Annotated in this window: 17 protein-coding genes and 1 tRNA gene; 4 read left to right on the top strand and 14 right to left on the bottom strand. The window is 47.1% G+C overall.

Annotated elements, in window-relative coordinates; translation table 11 throughout:
- Window positions 1–11: 11 nt before the first annotated feature.
- Window positions 12–1,259, top strand: coding sequence for a glycolate oxidase subunit GlcF (gene glcF / locus H579_RS0106985; RefSeq protein ID WP_028300080.1), 1,248 nt, complete (start codon window positions 12–14; stop codon window positions 1,257–1,259).
- Window positions 1,260–1,305: 46 nt separating this feature from the next.
- On the top strand, window positions 1,306–2,331 hold the full coding sequence (locus H579_RS0106980; RefSeq protein WP_028300079.1) for a TRAP transporter substrate-binding protein: 1,026 nt from the start codon (window positions 1,306–1,308) through the stop codon (window positions 2,329–2,331).
- 347 nt (window positions 2,332–2,678) lie between these two features.
- Here the strand turns inward: H579_RS0106980 and H579_RS24625 are convergent, their stop codons facing one another.
- The 8 genes from H579_RS24625 to H579_RS27705 form a co-directional block, all read right to left on the bottom strand.
- On the bottom strand, window positions 2,679–3,689 hold the full coding sequence (locus H579_RS24625) for a DUF1835 domain-containing protein (protein ID WP_051227393.1): 1,011 nt from the start codon (window positions 3,687–3,689) through the stop codon (window positions 2,679–2,681).
- Between the two features lie 143 nt (window positions 3,690–3,832).
- Entirely contained in the window at window positions 3,833–4,318 is a 486-nt protein-coding gene (locus H579_RS0106970) for a P-loop NTPase family protein (RefSeq protein ID WP_028300078.1), read from the bottom strand.
- Window positions 4,319–4,379: 61 nt separating this feature from the next.
- Window positions 4,380–4,916, bottom strand: coding sequence for a GNAT family N-acetyltransferase (locus H579_RS24620; RefSeq protein WP_036565616.1), 537 nt, complete (start codon window positions 4,914–4,916; stop codon window positions 4,380–4,382).
- A gap of 85 nt (window positions 4,917–5,001) precedes the next feature.
- Window positions 5,002–5,193, bottom strand: a complete 192-nt coding sequence (locus H579_RS24615) for a glycine zipper domain-containing protein (protein ID WP_036565612.1) — start codon at window positions 5,191–5,193, stop codon at window positions 5,002–5,004.
- Between the two features lie 23 nt (window positions 5,194–5,216).
- The gene (locus H579_RS0106955) at window positions 5,217–5,702 is read right to left on the bottom strand and encodes a hypothetical protein (protein ID WP_028300077.1); all 486 of its coding nucleotides are present in this window, start codon (window positions 5,700–5,702) and stop codon (window positions 5,217–5,219) included.
- Window positions 5,703–5,865: 163 nt separating this feature from the next.
- On the bottom strand, window positions 5,866–6,264 hold the full coding sequence (locus H579_RS27710; protein WP_051227392.1) for a hypothetical protein: 399 nt from the start codon (window positions 6,262–6,264) through the stop codon (window positions 5,866–5,868).
- 93 nt (window positions 6,265–6,357) lie between these two features.
- A complete protein-coding gene (locus tag H579_RS0106945) occupies window positions 6,358–6,681 on the bottom strand; it encodes a heavy metal-binding domain-containing protein (RefSeq protein WP_028300076.1) in 324 nt (107 codons plus the stop codon).
- Window positions 6,682–6,816: 135 nt separating this feature from the next.
- Window positions 6,817–7,218 carry a hypothetical protein gene (locus H579_RS27705; RefSeq protein WP_051227390.1) on the bottom strand — a complete coding sequence of 134 codons (402 nt, stop codon included), beginning with the start codon at window positions 7,216–7,218 and terminating at the stop codon, window positions 6,817–6,819.
- Window positions 7,219–7,552: 334 nt separating this feature from the next.
- On the opposite strand from H579_RS27705, the gene H579_RS0106935 reads away from it, so the two are divergent.
- A complete protein-coding gene (locus H579_RS0106935) occupies window positions 7,553–7,804 on the top strand; it encodes a hypothetical protein (RefSeq protein ID WP_028300075.1) in 252 nt (83 codons plus the stop codon).
- 46 nt (window positions 7,805–7,850) lie between these two features.
- Here H579_RS0106935 and H579_RS0106930 read toward each other — a convergent pair whose 3' ends face one another.
- Entirely contained in the window at window positions 7,851–8,456 is a 606-nt protein-coding gene (locus H579_RS0106930) for a pyridoxamine 5'-phosphate oxidase family protein (RefSeq protein WP_028300074.1), read from the bottom strand.
- A 547-nt stretch (window positions 8,457–9,003) separates the two neighbouring features.
- On the opposite strand from H579_RS0106930, the gene H579_RS0106925 reads away from it, so the two are divergent.
- Window positions 9,004–10,185: a pyridoxal-phosphate-dependent aminotransferase family protein gene (locus H579_RS0106925; RefSeq protein WP_028300073.1), complete on the top strand. Its 1,182-nt coding sequence runs from the start codon at window positions 9,004–9,006 to the stop codon at window positions 10,183–10,185.
- Between the two features lie 133 nt (window positions 10,186–10,318).
- On the opposite strand, the gene H579_RS0106920 is transcribed toward H579_RS0106925, so the two are convergent.
- From H579_RS0106920 to clpX, 5 genes are all read right to left on the bottom strand, one after another.
- Entirely contained in the window at window positions 10,319–12,178 is a 1,860-nt protein-coding gene (locus H579_RS0106920) for a SurA N-terminal domain-containing protein (RefSeq protein ID WP_028300072.1), read from the bottom strand.
- Between the two features lie 256 nt (window positions 12,179–12,434).
- Window positions 12,435–12,511: transfer RNA gene (locus tag H579_RS0106915), tRNA-Asp, on the bottom strand.
- A gap of 23 nt (window positions 12,512–12,534) precedes the next feature.
- Window positions 12,535–12,807 (bottom strand): HU family DNA-binding protein, encoded by a 273-nt coding sequence (locus tag H579_RS0106910; protein WP_028300071.1) that lies wholly within the window; start codon window positions 12,805–12,807, stop codon window positions 12,535–12,537.
- A gap of 122 nt (window positions 12,808–12,929) precedes the next feature.
- On the bottom strand, window positions 12,930–15,365 hold the full coding sequence (lon, locus tag H579_RS0106905) for an endopeptidase La (RefSeq protein WP_028300070.1): 2,436 nt from the start codon (window positions 15,363–15,365) through the stop codon (window positions 12,930–12,932).
- A gap of 180 nt (window positions 15,366–15,545) precedes the next feature.
- The gene (gene clpX / locus H579_RS0106900; RefSeq protein WP_028300069.1) at window positions 15,546–16,832 is read right to left on the bottom strand and encodes an ATP-dependent Clp protease ATP-binding subunit ClpX; all 1,287 of its coding nucleotides are present in this window, start codon (window positions 16,830–16,832) and stop codon (window positions 15,546–15,548) included.
- Between the last annotated feature and the right edge of the window lie 87 nt (window positions 16,833–16,919).

Below are 16,919 nucleotides of genomic sequence, written 5' to 3'. Positions count from 1 at the left end.
AGGAAGATACTGTGCAAACCCAGATTGCCGAACCTTTACAACACACCGATATTGGCTCAGAAGCTGAAGCGATCCTGCGTAAGTGTGTCCACTGTGGTTTCTGTCTGGCTACGTGCCCGACCTATAAACTGACCGGGAATGAGCTGGATAGTCCCCGTGGGAGAATATACCTGCTTAAGCAGGTGTTCGAGGGCAACCCCGTCAGTCGCGATACTCAACGGCATCTGGATCGCTGCCTTAGCTGCCGCTCCTGTGAAACCACCTGTCCGGCCAGTGTGAACTATCACCGCCTGGTGGAAATCGGCACACCTTTGATCGAAGCCGAGGTGCCCCGTAATCTGAAACAGCGCTTATTACGCCGGGCTATTCTATCGGTTCTGCCTTACCCGCGCCGTTTCAATCCGATTCTGAAAACCGCCCGACTAATACGCCCACTGCTGCCAGGCCGGTTAGCCAAGACCATTCCTCCACTGTCGCAGACCCGTCTTAAACCTGTGGCCGCTAAGCCATCACCTGTGACCGCCGAACCATCAACAAACCGTCGAATGTTACTGCTGGAGGGCTGTGTCCAACCCGGTCTGGCACCAGAGATTAATCAGGCGGCCACCCGGGTACTGGGGCACTTGGGTATCTATCTGGAAACCGCCCCGGCTGCGGGTTGCTGTGGAGCCCTGAGTTATCACCTGCACCAGCAAGAGGATGGCCTTGATTTTATGCGCCGTAATATTGATGCCTGGTGGCCTTTGATCGAACAGGGTTGCGAAGCGATCGTTATTACCGCCAGCGGTTGCGGTACAACCGTTAAAGAGTATGGCGATCTGCTCAAAAAGGACCCGAATTACGCTGATCGTGCACAAAAAATCTCAGCACTGGCGGCAGATCTGGTCGAAATTGTGGCTGCAGAGGATCTATCCAGACTGAACCTCCAGCCGGATGCTAGCCTCGCCTTCCAATGCCCGTGCTCACTTCAGCACGGACAGAAACTGGGAGGGAAAGTCGAAGCCCTGCTGGGTCAACTGGGCTTTGATATGAAACCTATCCGGGATAACCATATCTGTTGCGGTTCTGCCGGAACCTATTCCATTTTTCAGCCAGAGCCGGCCTCTGAGCTGCGCAACAATAAAGTGCAGGCGCTGCAGGACAGCGGCGCCCAGGAGTACATCTCAGCCAATATTGGCTGTATTACTCACCTGTCTCAGACAGCCGACCAAGCTGTCAAACACTGGATCCAGATACTGGACCAGGCATTAAAAAACTGATCAATCCAGATCAGTAGAACCATAAAAATAAAAAGAGGGACTCTCTATGAAACTGCAAAAGCTAATAAAACCAATCGCAGGCTTAACACTGGGCATGACCTTATCAGCCGCAGCCCTGGCTGAAACTACGATGCGTGTCGCCAGCTGGCTACCGCCAACCCACCCCCAAAATGCCGTTGTGCTGGATACCTGGGGCAAGTGGATTGACGAAGCCACCGAAGGCCGTGTGAAGATGGTCGTTGAATACGGTATGGGACACCCAAAAAGTTTGTTTGATCTGGTCGAGGATGGTGTCGCCGATGCCAGCTGGAGCGTGCATGGCTACATTCCCGGGCGATTTAAACTGACCGAAGCCGTAGAGCTGCCTAACCTGAATGCCAGTGCCGAAGCGGCTTCCGTTGCCCTTTGGCGGGTTAACGAAAAATATTTCAAGCAGGCCAATGAACATGAAGGCCTTCAATTAGCCGCACTCTTTACCCACGGCCCAGGACAGATACACCTGGCAAAGCCGATCAAATCCCTGGAGGAACTGAAAGGTCGTAAGATTCGTCTGGGCGGTGGTATTCAAGGCGCATTAGGTGAACGGATGGAAATCACCCCGGTAGGCGCCCCGGCACCTAAGGTTTACGAAATGATGCAACAGGGCGTCGTTGATGGTGTTTTTATCTCAGCCAGTGAACAGAAAGCCCAGCGCCTAAGCGAAGTTACAAAGCAGCTGGTGCTACTTCCGGGCGGCATGTACACCATGAGCTTCTCTATGTTCCTTAACCCGGACTTTATGGAGGGACTCAGCGAGGCTGATCAGCAAGCGATTATGTCTGTTTCCGGCGAGAAATTGTCCGCTTTGGCTGGCCGAGCCTGGGATGCTGGCGATATTGAAGGCCTTAAAGCTGCGAGAGACGCCGGTGTTTCAATTGTTGAGGTGAAACCGGGCGATCCTATGGATCAGGAGTTTAAATCGATGGTGAAAGGTATGGATGAGGAATACCTGGAACGGGTTGCAGACCGGGGGGTTGATGCTGAAGCAGCCCTGAAAGAGCTACGTGAAATTGCAAGAAGCTATAAGCCTTAACTCGAACGCTTAACTCTTTTTCACTCAGATCTATTCCGAACAAAAGCCAGCCTATTTCTAACAAAAAGCGCTGGCTTTTGTCATTCTTAATCACAGAAAATAATTCCTGCCTTTTCCCATAGGTCAATATCCTGCTTATTATGTTCGGAGTGTGTACGAATTTATTTCCACAATCTCAGCATCAATAACCAACTACCTTAGCGAGATTCTCGCCTTTTAACGCCTTAAGTCCGGCAGACTGCTAGTGATAACAATGGCCCTCCTCAACCGGCAAGCCGCTATCACCGGGGGCTTCAAGCTAAGATAAGAATTAAACCTTAAAGAGTGCTCGATTTATTGGAGCAAGTTCAGAGCTTAGATAATGACAAACAGCGCCTACCGGCCTCAGTAATCTGTACAGGGTACTTGGGCCAGTGTTCATCACCAGTCTTGTCGTTGTCACCAGACCGGCCTCCCTCATCAGGCTGCGAGGAACCTATTGTGATTAAAGGCTCTGGACACTCTGCCATCTGACGCAGAATATACCAATACATCAGGTCACCCAACCAAGGCAGAGGTTCTTTTTCTGACATATAACGACCAAAAAGACGGCCTGCGGTTAAGCCTTCATATTCCGTTAACAGCTCCAGCGTAAGGAGCTCTGTCAAACGTAATCCAGTTTCTGGATCAGGCTGTTCCTGTAAATGACGCCGCAAGGCTTGGGCCATCATGGGTATAGCCAGTGGTTTAGGGCTAAAAGCTAGCTGTTCCAGGCTTTCAAGGTCTTCAGCGCTATCATAAGCACATAATGCCAGCCAAACCTTCTCACCCAGCACTAGCTGCTCAGTGGTGACAGGCGCTTTATTGTGTAGCCAAAGATACCTTAATAACTCAGGAGTTAGCTGGCCTAAACCAATAAAATCCTCAACACCTGGCACCTGATCGACACAGATCATCTCCAGAGGCAAAGTGAACTCTGGGAATGCTTGCTGATGACGATAAAAACGGCTGAGCAGGTAGGCCAGAATCAGCTGGTCATAACTGTCATGCTCAAACCAGAGCACAATCTTTTGCCATGGTGAATCAGGCAACAGACAAACAGCCAGGCCATCGTATGCTTGACGCCCCCTAGCTAAGGCATCATTGAGTTCTAGTTGATAAGCCTGAGCAATAAACTTACTGCGCAGTGGAATTAGCTCATCAGGTGGCAAATCAGCAATCGGTCCCTGACAAAAGGGATCACTAAATTCCAGAAACTGACCACAGAAACCGGCCAGTTCAAGACCATGCTTAATATCACTGCCACAGCGAATATGCAGCGTCTTTGGGCTATCCAGAGTCTCACCAGATAGCGATGGACTTTCAATATGGGCCTTCATACTACCCTCCATACACCCAACTCTCGCATATACTCATCGGAAAGAGACTCTTTCTGTCTTTGCTTAATTGTATTAGTTCATATCAGGTCTGACAGCGGTTACTGTAACCCCAATCAGCATACTGCCTTCACTGGCATTTTGATTTAGAGGTGTCTATTGCAGGTAAATTGAGTTTTTTTGCCCTGAAAGCTTGCAAACAAAGCCTCATGAGATGCCTGTGAAAATACATCTTTCCGTATAGGATATTGTGCAATCCAATCAATCAGCATGGCTAAATTCTCATCCTGTGCGGCCTTACTCTCATATTTTTGCGGCTCCCAGGGCCGCTGTTTAGCATTAACTATGCAAAGGTCTACAGGCAGATTCAAGAAGATAATCTCTGTAGCCTCGGGCAAGGCAAGCTCCAGCAGATCAGAGTAGCAACCTTCAATTACCCAGCTGGAATGAGCCGTGATAAAAGCATCAATAGCCTGCTTCGACTCATCGATTGGCTTTCTTTGCACTGGCGTCGTCGGTAGCCAGGCAATCAAGTCTAAATCCAGATGAGATAAGCCATTAGTCTGACAAAGTTTTTTTGCCAAGGTGGATTTACCGGAACCCGAATTACCAAAAATTACAACCCGACGCACGACTACTTCCTCGTTTCTCTCTACTCATTGTCAGTATTATCCGGCAAGCTCCGCCTGACAGCTACTCAACCAGCTTCCGTAATTTAATCGTGTAGATCTTTAATGTTTGCGGCATACCATTAATAACTCGGTAATTGGGAATAGTCCCTGTCTGTCGCCCACCCAATCTCAGTGCTACCGCGATACTGGCTTTATTTTCAGCCAGGCATTGAATCTCAACACGCTGGATCAGACCTTCTGCTTTTAAGTGTTCACAAAATCCCGTCACGGTTTGCGTCACGATGCCGTTGCCTTGGTAATCGGAATGAAGCCAATAACCGATCTCAGCACAAGCCCTGGACTGACGGACCACCTTGACTCCAAACACACCAACAACTGTATGATTAAACTCAATTTTATACCAAGCAGCGCCATTTAAACCGCTTTTTATTCGACGCTGTAAATAGCCTCGAGTTGTTTCAATATCAGTAACCGAATCCACCCAGTCCAGGTATTGGCCTAGATTGTTACGATCACTATCAATCAGGGGGAACATCACTTCCGCATCTGAAAATTGAAGGGGAACTAAAGCGATGGCCGATGAGATCTGAATAGACATAACCACTCTTCAACAAAAACACGACAATATACAGATTGCGCTCTAAGCCAAGCCAATAGCGCAAACGAACACACTCTACTGCTTACTACTCAGCATCCTTTTTATCAGCTTGATGGTGTTTACTGACGTAACCAAGCGCAGCCCCTATAGCGATGCCCAAAGCGATGCCTAACCCTACGTTACTCATCGCAGCACCGATTCCAGCACCTATCGCTACACCCAATGAGATACCCAGAGCAATAGGGGTTTCACCTTGCTTATCATTTGAATCAGACATAGTGATATCCAATAAAACGTGACTCAGCCCTTTCGATCACAACGATAGACGGTTCCATAAGTTTGACTTCTTAAAATCAGCTTGGATTGGGATAGCTCGATCACTTCCGCAGATTCACTGACCTTTTTCGGAAACATATCCTGGATATTAAGAATATAATCAAACTCAGGATGGCTGATATTGACTACTTTTACATTCGTAAAAGTGCTGACCAAAAAGCCGTTACTCACTTTCCAGGTTGCGTTCCCCGTAACAGAGTATTCAATCTCAGGGTATGCCGAAGAAGCTTGCAACTTTAAAGTAGCTCGGGTACTTGAACGATGATTTCCGAGGTAGGTATCCTCTGAAGCAATTTTCATTCGAAGGGAGCCATTTTCTACCCTCGCACTACATCCCCAGCTGCCATAGAGAGCTGTTGTTATAGCCTGAGCTTTAACGCTTTGATCAGAAGCAACATCTGCTGAAAAGACTACAGAGAAAAGAACTGGCAACAAAGAAAGCTTATCCATTTTTATCCTTAATAAACACTTGAACAACAGTATCTATTCAACATGGTGCAAAGAGATCTGCAACCTGCCATAAGTTAATGAAAAAATTCTTTCACTACTGATGTTAAACAAAGTGTTGTATTTGACAACGGTCCTACTATGGCCAGACCGATAAAACCATAACCTAATCGATACACAAAGTCGGTCTGGCAACGCCATCAACGACACGGGCCTTACAGCCAAACAAATTGGTTGAGTGATGACACTGGCCTTCCACTGCATCCCCAGCTTTAATACCTCGTTTTGAGACAATACAGGCTACTTCGCACTGCTTGTTATCACTGCAACGCTTACCTCTATCACTCGTGGGTAAGACACAAGCCGCTTTTTGCCGTCTACCTACCTTTTCCCAGCTCCCTCCTGCCTGATGACAGCTTTGTTCCGACGTTAGGGAGTAAGCAAAATCCACTAGTGTTTGACTATCTCCCGGCTGCATGTCTCCACTCACAGTTGCCCCAGAACTGCAACCATGCAGCAGCATCAATACGGTTATCAGCAGATTAAACTTGATAAGTTTCAGCATCGGTAGATCTCCAGACGTAGATTAATAATCCTTTGCGCTGTAAGGCCGCTGGTTTTAACACTTCATGGGACGTCCCAGCCTTTAAACAGTATGTTATTCAATGGCTTTTAGCTTTACCGCTGTACCAAACACCATAATTTCAGATGACCCATCCATGATAGCACTTGTGGTAAAGCGTATCCCCACGACTGCATCGGCCCCCTTATCAACAGCGCTCTGTACCAAGCGCTGAATGGCTAAATCCCTGGCTTCCGACAACATCTCTGTATAGCCTCGAATTTCACCACCCACTATACTTTTTAAACCCGCCATAATATCCCGGCCAATATGCCTTGATTGCACAACATTGCCAGTCACAACACCAACAATCGCAGCGATATCCCGACCAGGAATAGTGTCTGTAGTTGAATAAATCATAGAATTCCCCTCTGAAAAACAGCTGTCCTCGACTTCATCTGAGCGTCATGAGATAGACGCTCTAACAGGATGCGCTAAGAGAGATCAAATCGCAAAAAGGCAATTTTTCAAACGATCTATTATCTGTACTAACCATCAGCTCTGCCCAACCCGGTTTAAACCCTGTGAAACGCTTTTTGCCCAGCGGATAGCCTCTGCAAGATTAGGAAAGGATCTTAATTCAGCACCTTTAATGGAACGTACCTCATAGCTGAAAATTCGGCTTTGCTGACGGGTATAGGTCACCACTGCTGCATAGCAGATTTGGTTACGCTCAATAAGTTCCATAGTGGCAACTGGATCAAGGGAATAAGAGTGCACACGATCACTGATATAAACGATGGGCTTTCCTGGGCTATGTTTTTGAATCAATGAACTTAAGGCATCAACGAAATCACTTCCGGCATTGGCTCCTTCAAAAATACGGCCAATAAAGTAACCTTCAAAGAATTCAAACTCACCTAGGTTCTTGATCACTTCTACACAACTTTGTTTCATGTGCTCATTCCCTGAGTTTAGAATACGCCTGAAAATCAGACCAAGAAAAGCCACAATGACGACTTAAACTAACTGACATCAGCAGTCGCCTTAAGGCTCAAAGGCGTTTACATTACATCAAATAATAGATGAAAAAAGCATTTTTTCTCATTAACGGCCTGTATCTACTTTTATACTCTGCCCTGGCCCCCGTTAGCGCTTTTTATAAACCAGGACCTGACACATAAGATGGGGATGAATAACATAGCTCAGTTATCAGAACCGACAGCTTATCTATCGCATAGCTGTGCACTTCCAGCTAAGATGCGGGGCAATTATTGATAAGAGTAGAAATATGGCTAAACCCAATAAAAAAGCCCCCGAGGCATCAGTAAAGATCTACTGCTCTGTTTGCAAAACTCAACTATTTAAATATAAAAAGGGCGGCAAGGGCTCTCTGGTAAAATGCTTTAAAGAGCGCATTACTGAGGACCATACGACAACCTCCTGCACCTGCCCTAAGTGCGGCACCGTGTTTGCCCGCGAAATGCTCATTCGGGGCACACCGGCTTATAAAATCATTAGCGGCAAGGCCTTTATGAAGTAAGCCCTTACTGAATAGCGGCAAAGTAAGCGCCTCTTACACCTAAGCGCTATAGAGTCTGTTTATAGCGCTCGATCATCTTCTCCTGGGATTCAGCCTCACCCTCGACTTTAAGCTGATCATTAATCATCTTGCCCATTGAAGGTAATACTGAGCGTTCGATCTGAGCCTCAGGATTCCAGAGTTCGGAGCGCATTAAGGCTTTGGCACAGTGTAAAAAAACCTCTTGCACAGTAATTTCAATACAGCTTTTCGGTGGGTTGCGTTCAGCAGAGAACAGTGCGAGATGTTCTGCTGCTACAGATACTTTAGCAGTGCCATTGACCCTTAGGGTTTCATCAACGCCGGGAATCAAAAATAAACAGCCGACTCTTCCCGTCTCTAAAATATTAACCAGGCTATCCAGGCGATTATTGCCTTTGGCATCGGGTATTAAAATACGCTGATGATCCAAAATATGAATAAACCCAGGCTGACCTCCTCTTGGAGAACAATCAACTCCTCCCAACCGGCTATAGCTTGAAAGCAATACAAAGGGAGATAGCTGAATAAAGCGAACAGAGTGCTGCTCTAGCGCATCCAACTGCTTATCTTTCGCTCGCCCTGCAGCAAAGCCATATAAATCTCTCAACTGTTGCTCTGACTCCAAATACATAATGGTCCTTATCGGTGTTCTTCAAATAGCTGTCACTTTAATCTTACTATCGACCCTCTATAGCAAAACGACTCAAGTCACTGCCCTGATTTATGACGCAATATTCTGACACAACGTGGCGATCAAGGTTCAAGTTATTCCCTCTGCCGCCACGGAAGCAAACAGAAACAACCCTGACTATGATAAGCCATGACCCCTAGGTTCTGATTAAGCCAAAGGTTTGTATCTACTCTATTTTTTGTGTAGCTTTTGGCTGGATATGCAAACAGAGATATCTCTTCTGCGATAAGGCATTGCGATACAAGCAGCTTGACCATCTCATAGTACTCTCATGTACTCTCATGCACACTATCGCGACTAAAGAGTGAATGTTGATTTCTCAGACATTATGGACAATAGGTAATGAAGCCGCAGTTTAGCTCAACTTCCAGTTATCAATGTATGCAGAAACTTTAATACAAAGTACGTTTACTCCGGCAATTATGCTTCGATACGCTAAAAACAAGCCCGGTGCCTTCCGGGCGATCTTTCTTTAAGGACTGACTCAATGACCACTTACCGCTCTTTTTACCCACCTGTTCGTACCTTGATGGGCCCTGGACCTTCTGATATTGATCCTCGTGTTCTGGCTGCCATGTCACGCCCGACCATAGGTCACTTGGATCCAGAGTTCATTACGATGATGGATCAGGTCAAGAGCATGCTAAAAACGGTTCTGAAGACCGAAAACGAGTTGACGCTCCCCGTTTCTGCACCTGGCTCTGCTGGTATGGAAGCCTGCTTCGTCAACCTGATTGAACCAGGAGACAAAGTCATTGTATGCCAGAATGGTGTCTTTGGCGGCCGTATGAAAGAAAACGTCGAGCGCTTTGGCGGCACGGCCATTATGGTACAGGACGATTGGGGACAACCCGTTGATCCAAATAAAGTAGAGGCAGCCTTTGCTGAACACCCTGATGCTAAGATTCTGGCCTTTGTTCACGCAGAGACCTCTACCGGCGTTCGCTCAGACGCGAAAGCTCTGTGCCAGATCGCACAAAAACATAACGCCCTGACTATTGTTGATGCCGTTACTTCCATGGGAGGAATTGAACTGGATGTAGATGGCTGGGGCATTGATGCACTGTATAGCGGTACTCAGAAATGTCTATCCTGCCCTCCTGGTATCTCTCCGGTAACCTTTAGTGAAAAAGCCGTTGACGTCGTTAAAGGCCGCAAAACAATCGTTCCTAGCTGGTTTCTGGATAAGAACCTGGTTATGGGTTACTGGGGCGGAGGTGGCAAGCGCGCTTATCACCATACGGCGCCGGTAAATGCTCTTTATGCTCTGCATGAGGGTCTTGTTATGCTGCTGGACGAAGGGCTGGAAAATACCTGGCAACGCCATGAACTACATCATAAAGCACTAAAAGCGGGGCTCGAAGCGATGGGTATGGAGTTCCTGGTTGATGAAGAGTATCGTCTGCCACAACTGAACTCTGTAAAAGTACCGGAAGGTGTTGATGAAGCCGCAGTACGCAGTGCTCTGCTGCAAAATTACAGCCTGGAAATTGGTGCGGGTCTGGGCGCTTTAGCTGGTAAGGTATGGCGTATCGGTTTAATGGGTGCCAGCTGCAACCGTCGTAATGTCATGCTGTGCCTGGATGCGTTGGAAAACACGATTCGTGCACAAGGGGTAGAGCTAGGTCGGGGTGCTGCCGAGGCTGCAGCCAAAGTTTATGAAGGCTAAGCTGTAACCACCCAGGCATAACTGCTCTATGCAAAAAGCCCGGCAATTAAATTGCCGGGCTTTTTATTAATGATCTTTAATTGATCACTACTGTGGCTCACTAATCAGTAAGTGTCTGTCCATTTGCAAATGCCTATAGACGTTTTACATCAGCTTCGTCACTAATGGCTGTACGGAACAACTGCACATCATTGCGCATCTGGTTCAATTCAATCGCCTGCTTATAAAAAGCAACCATCTCTTCTTTGACCTCAGGCTGACTGACTTCACTGACAGAAACCAGGTATACATCCCCATCCTGAATTGCTTTCCCGACACCATTCAGTCCAATACTAAATGCTGTACGTACAATAGCTTGTGGCAACACCTGATCTACACGAGAGACATCATTAATAATCGCAAGCTCAAGACCATTATCCTTTGCAACCTGCTCAAGAGTGTTATCAGCAGAAACAGAAGCCAGCAGCTGGTCAGCCTGAGCTGTCATCTGATCAATACGTTTCTGTTGCTCCAACTTAGCCTTGATCTGACCCGATACATCCACCAGAGTCTCTGTAGTCGCCTCTTTTACTTCAGCAACACGGACAACCACAGCAGTGCGATCATCCAATTCAATCAGATCGCTGTTCTCACCATCCAATTTTAAACGCTGAGAAAAAGCAGCACGAATTACTTTCGGATCAGCGGCAATACCCTGACCACCCTGAGCAGAAAACAGTTCCGTTTTCGCTTCTTTCAGTTTCAGCTCTTCTGCTACTGAAGACAGGTCATCAGACGCAAAGGCAGCATTTGCCAGTTCTTCGGTCAATGTCAGATAAGCTTTAGCTGCTTCAGCATCTTTCAGCTCATCTGCCAACTCTGCCCGCATCAGTTCAAAGCTGGCTACTTCAGCCTGAGATTTGCGATCCAAACGAACCAGATGTACGCCGAAATCGGTCACGACTGGCTCTGATACCTGACCTTGCTCCAAAGCAAACAAAGCACTTTCAAAGTCATTGTCAAATGCACCCGCCTCTACAAGGCCCAGCTCACCACCCAGATTAGAAGAACCGATATCTTCAGAGACTTCTTTCGCCAGATCAGCAAAAGACTCACCCGCATCAATACGGGCTTTAATCTGGTTTAGCTGTTCAATTGCCTCAGCTTCTGTGCGATCTTCAGTTTCCAACAGAATATGAGATGCGTAGTAGGACTCCTGCTTCAGCGTTTTCTGACGATAAGCCTCATAGGCGCCCTGAAGCTGCTCTTCCGTCACATCGACATTCGCTGCCAGATCATCCTGACTCAGCTGGATATAGCTTAACCTGACCATCTCAGGTACAGCAAACTCAGCTTTATTAGCATCGTAATACTGCTTGATCTCATCGTCTGTTACTGTCACCGCTTGGTCAGCAGCCTTAATCTGTACATAATTAATGGTACGGGTTTGGCTATCAAGCTGGAGCACACGCTCAATATACTTGTCAGGCGTAAAACCACTTAAGCCGATACCTGACTGCAGTTGGTTAATCAGTACATCTTTTTTCAGTTCCTGGCGGAATTGAAGCGGCTGAAGACCAACATTGCGCAACATGGCATTAAATTGATCAACACTGAACTTGCCATCTGCACCACGGAACTCTGGTGTATTCAGAATAAGGCGATCAATTTGCAAGTCACTGACCATAAGGCCAGCGTTCTGGGCAGCCTGAACCGCCGCTTCACGTTCAATCAGTCCCTGCAATGCACTTGAACGTATCATATTCTCGTTCAAACTTGACGGATCAGCATCAGGCCCCATCTGGGTTAAAATCTGACGCACCTGACGTTGAGTGGCTACTTCCAACTCATAACGACTGATCTTCTCATCGTTTACGGTAGCTACTTCATCACCACCACTGGTAAAAGCACCAACAATGGCTTCCGCACCAAATAGTGCAAATGTGATGATAATAAAACCAACAATGACCTTCACCACCCAGCTGGATGAGTTATCCCTGATGTTCTGAAGCATTTAACAATCTCTACTGATTTATTTTTCAAATGTCATCGATTATAACTGCCTGAACCTGAATACAAAATGCCATGGGACAGAAATATACAGGCTGAGACAAAAATATCCGGCTACTCTTACGTTTACAGACAATAAATGAGCCTGTTTGGTTTCACTGCACGTCACAAGAGATCTTTATTTAACTCATAGATATAAAGAAACGGACCAAAACGACAGGTATAAAAAAAGCACACCGACTAAGGTGTGCTTTTTTATTTGGCGGACCGGACGGGACTCGAACCCGCGACCCCCGGCGTGACAGGCCGGTATTCTAACCAACTGAACTACCGGTCCTGAAATCAGCTTAACTAATCCAATTAGTTAACAGCGTCTTTCAGAGCCTTACCTGGCTTAAAGGTAGGCACTTTAGCCGCCTTAATTTCGATAGGCTGACCAGTCTGTGGATTACGACCAGTGCGTGCCGCACGCTCTTTTACAGAGAAAGTACCAAAGCCAACCAATACTACTGAATCACCCTTTTGCAGAGACTCAGACACAGTTTCGATCATTGCATCCAGTGCGCGACCAGCAGCAGCTTTAGGAATATCAGCAGACGCAGCAATCGCATCAATCAGTTCAGACTTATTCACTCTTCACCCCTTAACAGAACGGCCTTTTAAGGCCAAAAACAAATGCGTATAGATCATTGGTGGCTTACGCAAAAAACAAGGCGCAATTTATACCAATAGACCTTTTAAGCGTCAAGTAATCTTCAGTGAGTACTTGCCTTAGATGACGAACTTTCTTCCTTAACCGCTGCAGACTCTTCCTTAGGCATGGCATCCTTCGCTACATAGGGCGTCGGCGCATGAGCCAGAGCAACCTCCAGAACCTCATCAATCCACTTAACCGGACGAATATCCAGCTCAGATTTGATGGCATCTGGCACCTCTTTCAGGTCTTTTCGATTCTCTTCAGGAATAACGACCGTTTTTATACCACCACGACGGGCTGCCAGCAATTTTTCTTTTAACCCGCCAATAGCCAGTACTTCACCCCGCAGCGTGATCTCACCGGTCATTGCGACAGTACTCTTCACTGGAATTCCAGAGAGAACAGAAATCATCGCCGTACACATACCGATACCGGCACTTGGGCCATCTTTCGGCGTTGCACCTTCCGGCACATGAATATGAAGATCTTTTTTCTCATAGAAATCAGGGGCTATACCCAGAGTTTCCGCGCGGCTACGCACTACAGTCATCGCTGCCTGAATCGACTCTTTCATCACATCACCCAGAGAACCGGTTTGCGTCATGCGCCCCTTACCTGGCACAGCAGCCGCTTCAAGATTCAGCAACTCACCACCAACAGATGTCCACGCCAAACCAGTTACCCGGCCAATCTGGTCCTCTTCATCCGCTAAACCGTAAGAGAACTTGCGTACACCGCAGTACTCTTCAATTTTCTCTTCCGTCAGATGAATCGGTTTATCAAACTTCTCTGAGCCACCCTGAATCAGTTCGCGCACAGCCTTACGACAAACCTTGGCGATTTCACGCTCCAGGCTACGCACACCCGCTTCACGAGTGTAGTAACGAATCAGCTCCAGAATTGCATCTTTATCCAGTGCCAGCTCTTTATCAGTCAGGCCGTTCTGTTCAAACTGCTTCTTAACCAGATAACGCTCAGCAATCGCCAGCTTCTCATCTTCGGTGTAACCCGGAATACGGATCACTTCCATACGATCCAGAAGCGGACCTGGGATATTCATGGAGTTAGACGTACACACGAACATCACATCGGATAGGTCGTAGTCTACTTCCAGATAGTGGTCGCTGAACTTGCCGTTCTGCTCCGGGTCGAGCACTTCCAACAGGGCGGACGCCGGATCACCGCGATGATCCATTCCCATCTTATCGATTTCATCAAGCAGGAACAGTGGGTTTTTAACGCCCACTTTCGCCATACGCTGCAGCAGCTTGCCCGGCATAGAACCGATATAGGTGCGACGGTGGCCACGAATCTCAGACTCGTCACGCACACCACCTAACGCCATGCGTACATATTTACGGTTGGTGGCACGAGCGATAGATTGACCCAGAGAGGTTTTACCGACACCGGGAGGCCCAACCAGACACAGTACAGGGCCTTTAATTTTTTTAACGCGCTTCTGTACTGCCAGATAATCCAGAATACGCTCTTTAACTTCTTCCAGACCGTAGTGCTCTGCTTCCAGAATCGCCTCGGCTTTTTCGATATCGTGGGAAACTTTGGAGCGTTTTTTCCACGGCAGACTGACCATCCAATCGATATAACTGCGAACAACGGTTGCTTCAGCCGACATCGCCGACATCATCTTCAGTTTCTTCAGCTCATTTTCAGCCTTTTCCTTGGCTTCTTTTGGCATACCCGATTCTTCAATCTTATCTGCCAACTCATCGATTTCTGAAGCACCATTATCCAGCTCGCCCATCTCTTTCTGAATAGCTTTCATCTGCTCGTTCAGATAGTACTCGCGCTGGTTTTTCTCCATCTGCTGCTTCACACGACCACGGACGCGCTTCTCAACCTCTAACAGGTCAATCTCTGTCTCAATATAGGTCATGATCTGTTCAATGCGCTCACGCACATCTTCCAGTTCCAACAACTTTTGCTTCTCTGCCACATTCAGCGACAGATGGGCGGACATAGTATCGACCAGGCGGCTCGGATCAGTAATATTTTTCAGGGAATTCAGTACTTCCGCCGGTACCTTTTTGCTCAGTTTGACGTACTGTTCAAACTGGTTCATCAGTACATGACTCAGGCTTTCCGATTCACGTTCACTTAACTCTTTGGCACGGTGATGCTGTACATCAGCCACCATGTAATCGTCATTGTCACTAATCTTAACCAGCTCGGCGCGCTCAGCACCTTCTATCAGTACTTTTACAGTACCGTCCGGCAGCTTTAACAACTGTAATACAGTTGCAACAGTACCAATATCATATAAGTCATCAACACCCGGCTCATCAATACCGGCATCTTTCTGTGCTGCAAGAAATACTTTTTTACTGTCGGCCATTGCTGCTTCTAATGCACTGATCGAACGTTCTCGACCAACAAAAAGCGGCAATACCATTTGGGGAAAGACAACCACATCGCGCAAGGGCAGCAGCGGATATGTTTGTGCTTCTACGGAATCTTTAACCTGTTTCTGCTCCATAGCAGAACCACCTCTAACCTTGGAAGGACTGGCCAATCCAGTACCTGAAATACTTTTCTTGTAACGTTGGGGTTAATTTGCCTTTTACAACCCTTTGTTATTACAAAAAAATTAATATCACTAAACGTACTAATCAGATAAAAAAAAAGGCCCACAGGGGGCCTTTTTATACAGAAGATACTACCCTTGGTCACCTGACGCTAAGTCAGTTTGGTCATTGGAATAGATTAGCAGAGGTTCAGACTCTCCGCTGATTACATTCTCATCAACCACAACCTTGGAGATACCCTCTTCGGAAGGAATGTCATACATGGTTGGCAGCAACACTGACTCCATGATAGAACGCAGACCACGTGCACCCGTCTTACGCTCCATCGCCTTACGGGCTACAGCCTGCAAAGCTTCATCACGGAATTCCAGTTCAACCTCTTCCATCTCAAACAAACGGGCATACTGCTTGGTTAGCGCATTTTTAGGCTCTTTCAGAATCTTAACCAGCGCTTCTTCATCCAGCTCCTGCAAGGTTGCCACAACGGGCAGACGGCCAACAAACTCAGGAATCAGACCAAATTTCACCAGATCTTCCGGCTCAACATCCTGTAGGGTTTGACCCACTGTTGCTTCAATATCCTTGCTCTTCACTTCGGCGGAGAAACCAATACCACCTTTTGATGAGCGATCCTGAATTACTTTTTCCAGGCCAGCAAACGCACCGCCACAGATAAACAGAATATTAGACGTATCTACTTGCAGGAACTCCTGCTGAGGATGCTTGCGGCCACCTTGCGGCGGAACCGATGCAACCGTACCCTCAATCAGTTTCAACAGTGCCTGCTGAACACCCTCACCGGATACATCCCGGGTGATTGATGGGTTATCAGACTTACGGGAGATCTTATCGATCTCATCAATATACACTATGCCTCGCTGAGCTTTCTCTACATCGTAATCGCATTTCTGCAGTAGCTTCTGAATAATGTTTTCAACATCTTCGCCCACATAACCGGCTTCGGTCAGCGTGGTAGCATCAGCAATGGTGAAAGGAACGTTCAACATACGAGCCAGCGTTTCTGCCAGCAATGTTTTACCGCTACCCGTAGGACCAATTAACAGAATATTACTCTTACCAAGCTCGACACTTCCTTTCTGAGTAGCACCGTGCTTCAGGCGCTTGTAGTGGTTATAGACCGCTACCGCCAATGTCATTTTTGCCTTCGGCTGCCCAATAACATACTCATCAAGAGTGCTACGAATCTCTTTAGGCACAGGCAGACGATCACCGTCTTCTTCGGTCGTACTCTCTGTTACTTCTTCGCGAATGATATCGTTACACAGGTCAACACATTCATCACAGATATAAACAGAAGGACCGGCAATCAGTTTACGTACTTCGTTCTGGTTTTTTCCACAAAACGAACAATACAGCAGCTTGCCGCCGTCATTACCAGAATCATTTTGATGGCCCATTCGTTACCTCAGTTCACTTACGGTAGCTATTGCCACTTTACAAATTTCAAGGCCAATTACAGCAACCGCTGCTACCAACCCCTGTTC

The organism is Oceanospirillum beijerinckii DSM 7166 (assembly GCF_000422425.1).
Taxonomy (GTDB): Bacteria; Pseudomonadota; Gammaproteobacteria; order Pseudomonadales; family Halomonadaceae; genus Oceanospirillum; species Oceanospirillum beijerinckii.
This window is presented reverse-complemented; position numbering and strand designations above follow the sequence as displayed.

What these genes read in the sequence shown, in the direction of transcription:
- H579_RS0106980 (WP_028300079.1), top strand. Translation starts at nt 1,306, where the DNA reads ATGAAACTGCAAAAGCTAATAAAACCAATCGCAGGCTTAACACTGGGC.
- H579_RS24625 (WP_051227393.1), bottom strand. Translation starts at nt 3,689, where the DNA reads ATGAAGGCCCATATTGAAAGTCCATCGCTATCTGGTGAGACTCTGGAT.
- H579_RS24620 (WP_036565616.1), bottom strand. Translation starts at nt 4,916, where the DNA reads ATGTCTATTCAGATCTCATCGGCCATCGCTTTAGTTCCCCTTCAATTT.
- H579_RS24615 (WP_036565612.1), bottom strand. Translation starts at nt 5,193, where the DNA reads ATGTCTGATTCAAATGATAAGCAAGGTGAAACCCCTATTGCTCTGGGT.
- H579_RS0106955 (WP_028300077.1), bottom strand. Translation starts at nt 5,702, where the DNA reads ATGGATAAGCTTTCTTTGTTGCCAGTTCTTTTCTCTGTAGTCTTTTCA.
- H579_RS27710 (WP_051227392.1), bottom strand. Translation starts at nt 6,264, where the DNA reads ATGCTGAAACTTATCAAGTTTAATCTGCTGATAACCGTATTGATGCTG.
- H579_RS0106945 (WP_028300076.1), bottom strand. Translation starts at nt 6,681, where the DNA reads ATGATTTATTCAACTACAGACACTATTCCTGGTCGGGATATCGCTGCG.
- H579_RS27705 (WP_051227390.1), bottom strand. Translation starts at nt 7,218, where the DNA reads ATGAAACAAAGTTGTGTAGAAGTGATCAAGAACCTAGGTGAGTTTGAA.
- H579_RS0106935 (WP_028300075.1), top strand. Translation starts at nt 7,553, where the DNA reads ATGGCTAAACCCAATAAAAAAGCCCCCGAGGCATCAGTAAAGATCTAC.
- H579_RS0106930 (WP_028300074.1), bottom strand. Translation starts at nt 8,456, where the DNA reads ATGTATTTGGAGTCAGAGCAACAGTTGAGAGATTTATATGGCTTTGCT.
- H579_RS0106925 (WP_028300073.1), top strand. Translation starts at nt 9,004, where the DNA reads ATGACCACTTACCGCTCTTTTTACCCACCTGTTCGTACCTTGATGGGC.
- H579_RS0106920 (WP_028300072.1), bottom strand. Translation starts at nt 12,178, where the DNA reads ATGCTTCAGAACATCAGGGATAACTCATCCAGCTGGGTGGTGAAGGTC.
- lon (WP_028300070.1), bottom strand. Translation starts at nt 15,365, where the DNA reads ATGGAGCAGAAACAGGTTAAAGATTCCGTAGAAGCACAAACATATCCG.
- clpX (WP_028300069.1), bottom strand. Translation starts at nt 16,832, where the DNA reads ATGGGCCATCAAAATGATTCTGGTAATGACGGCGGCAAGCTGCTGTAT.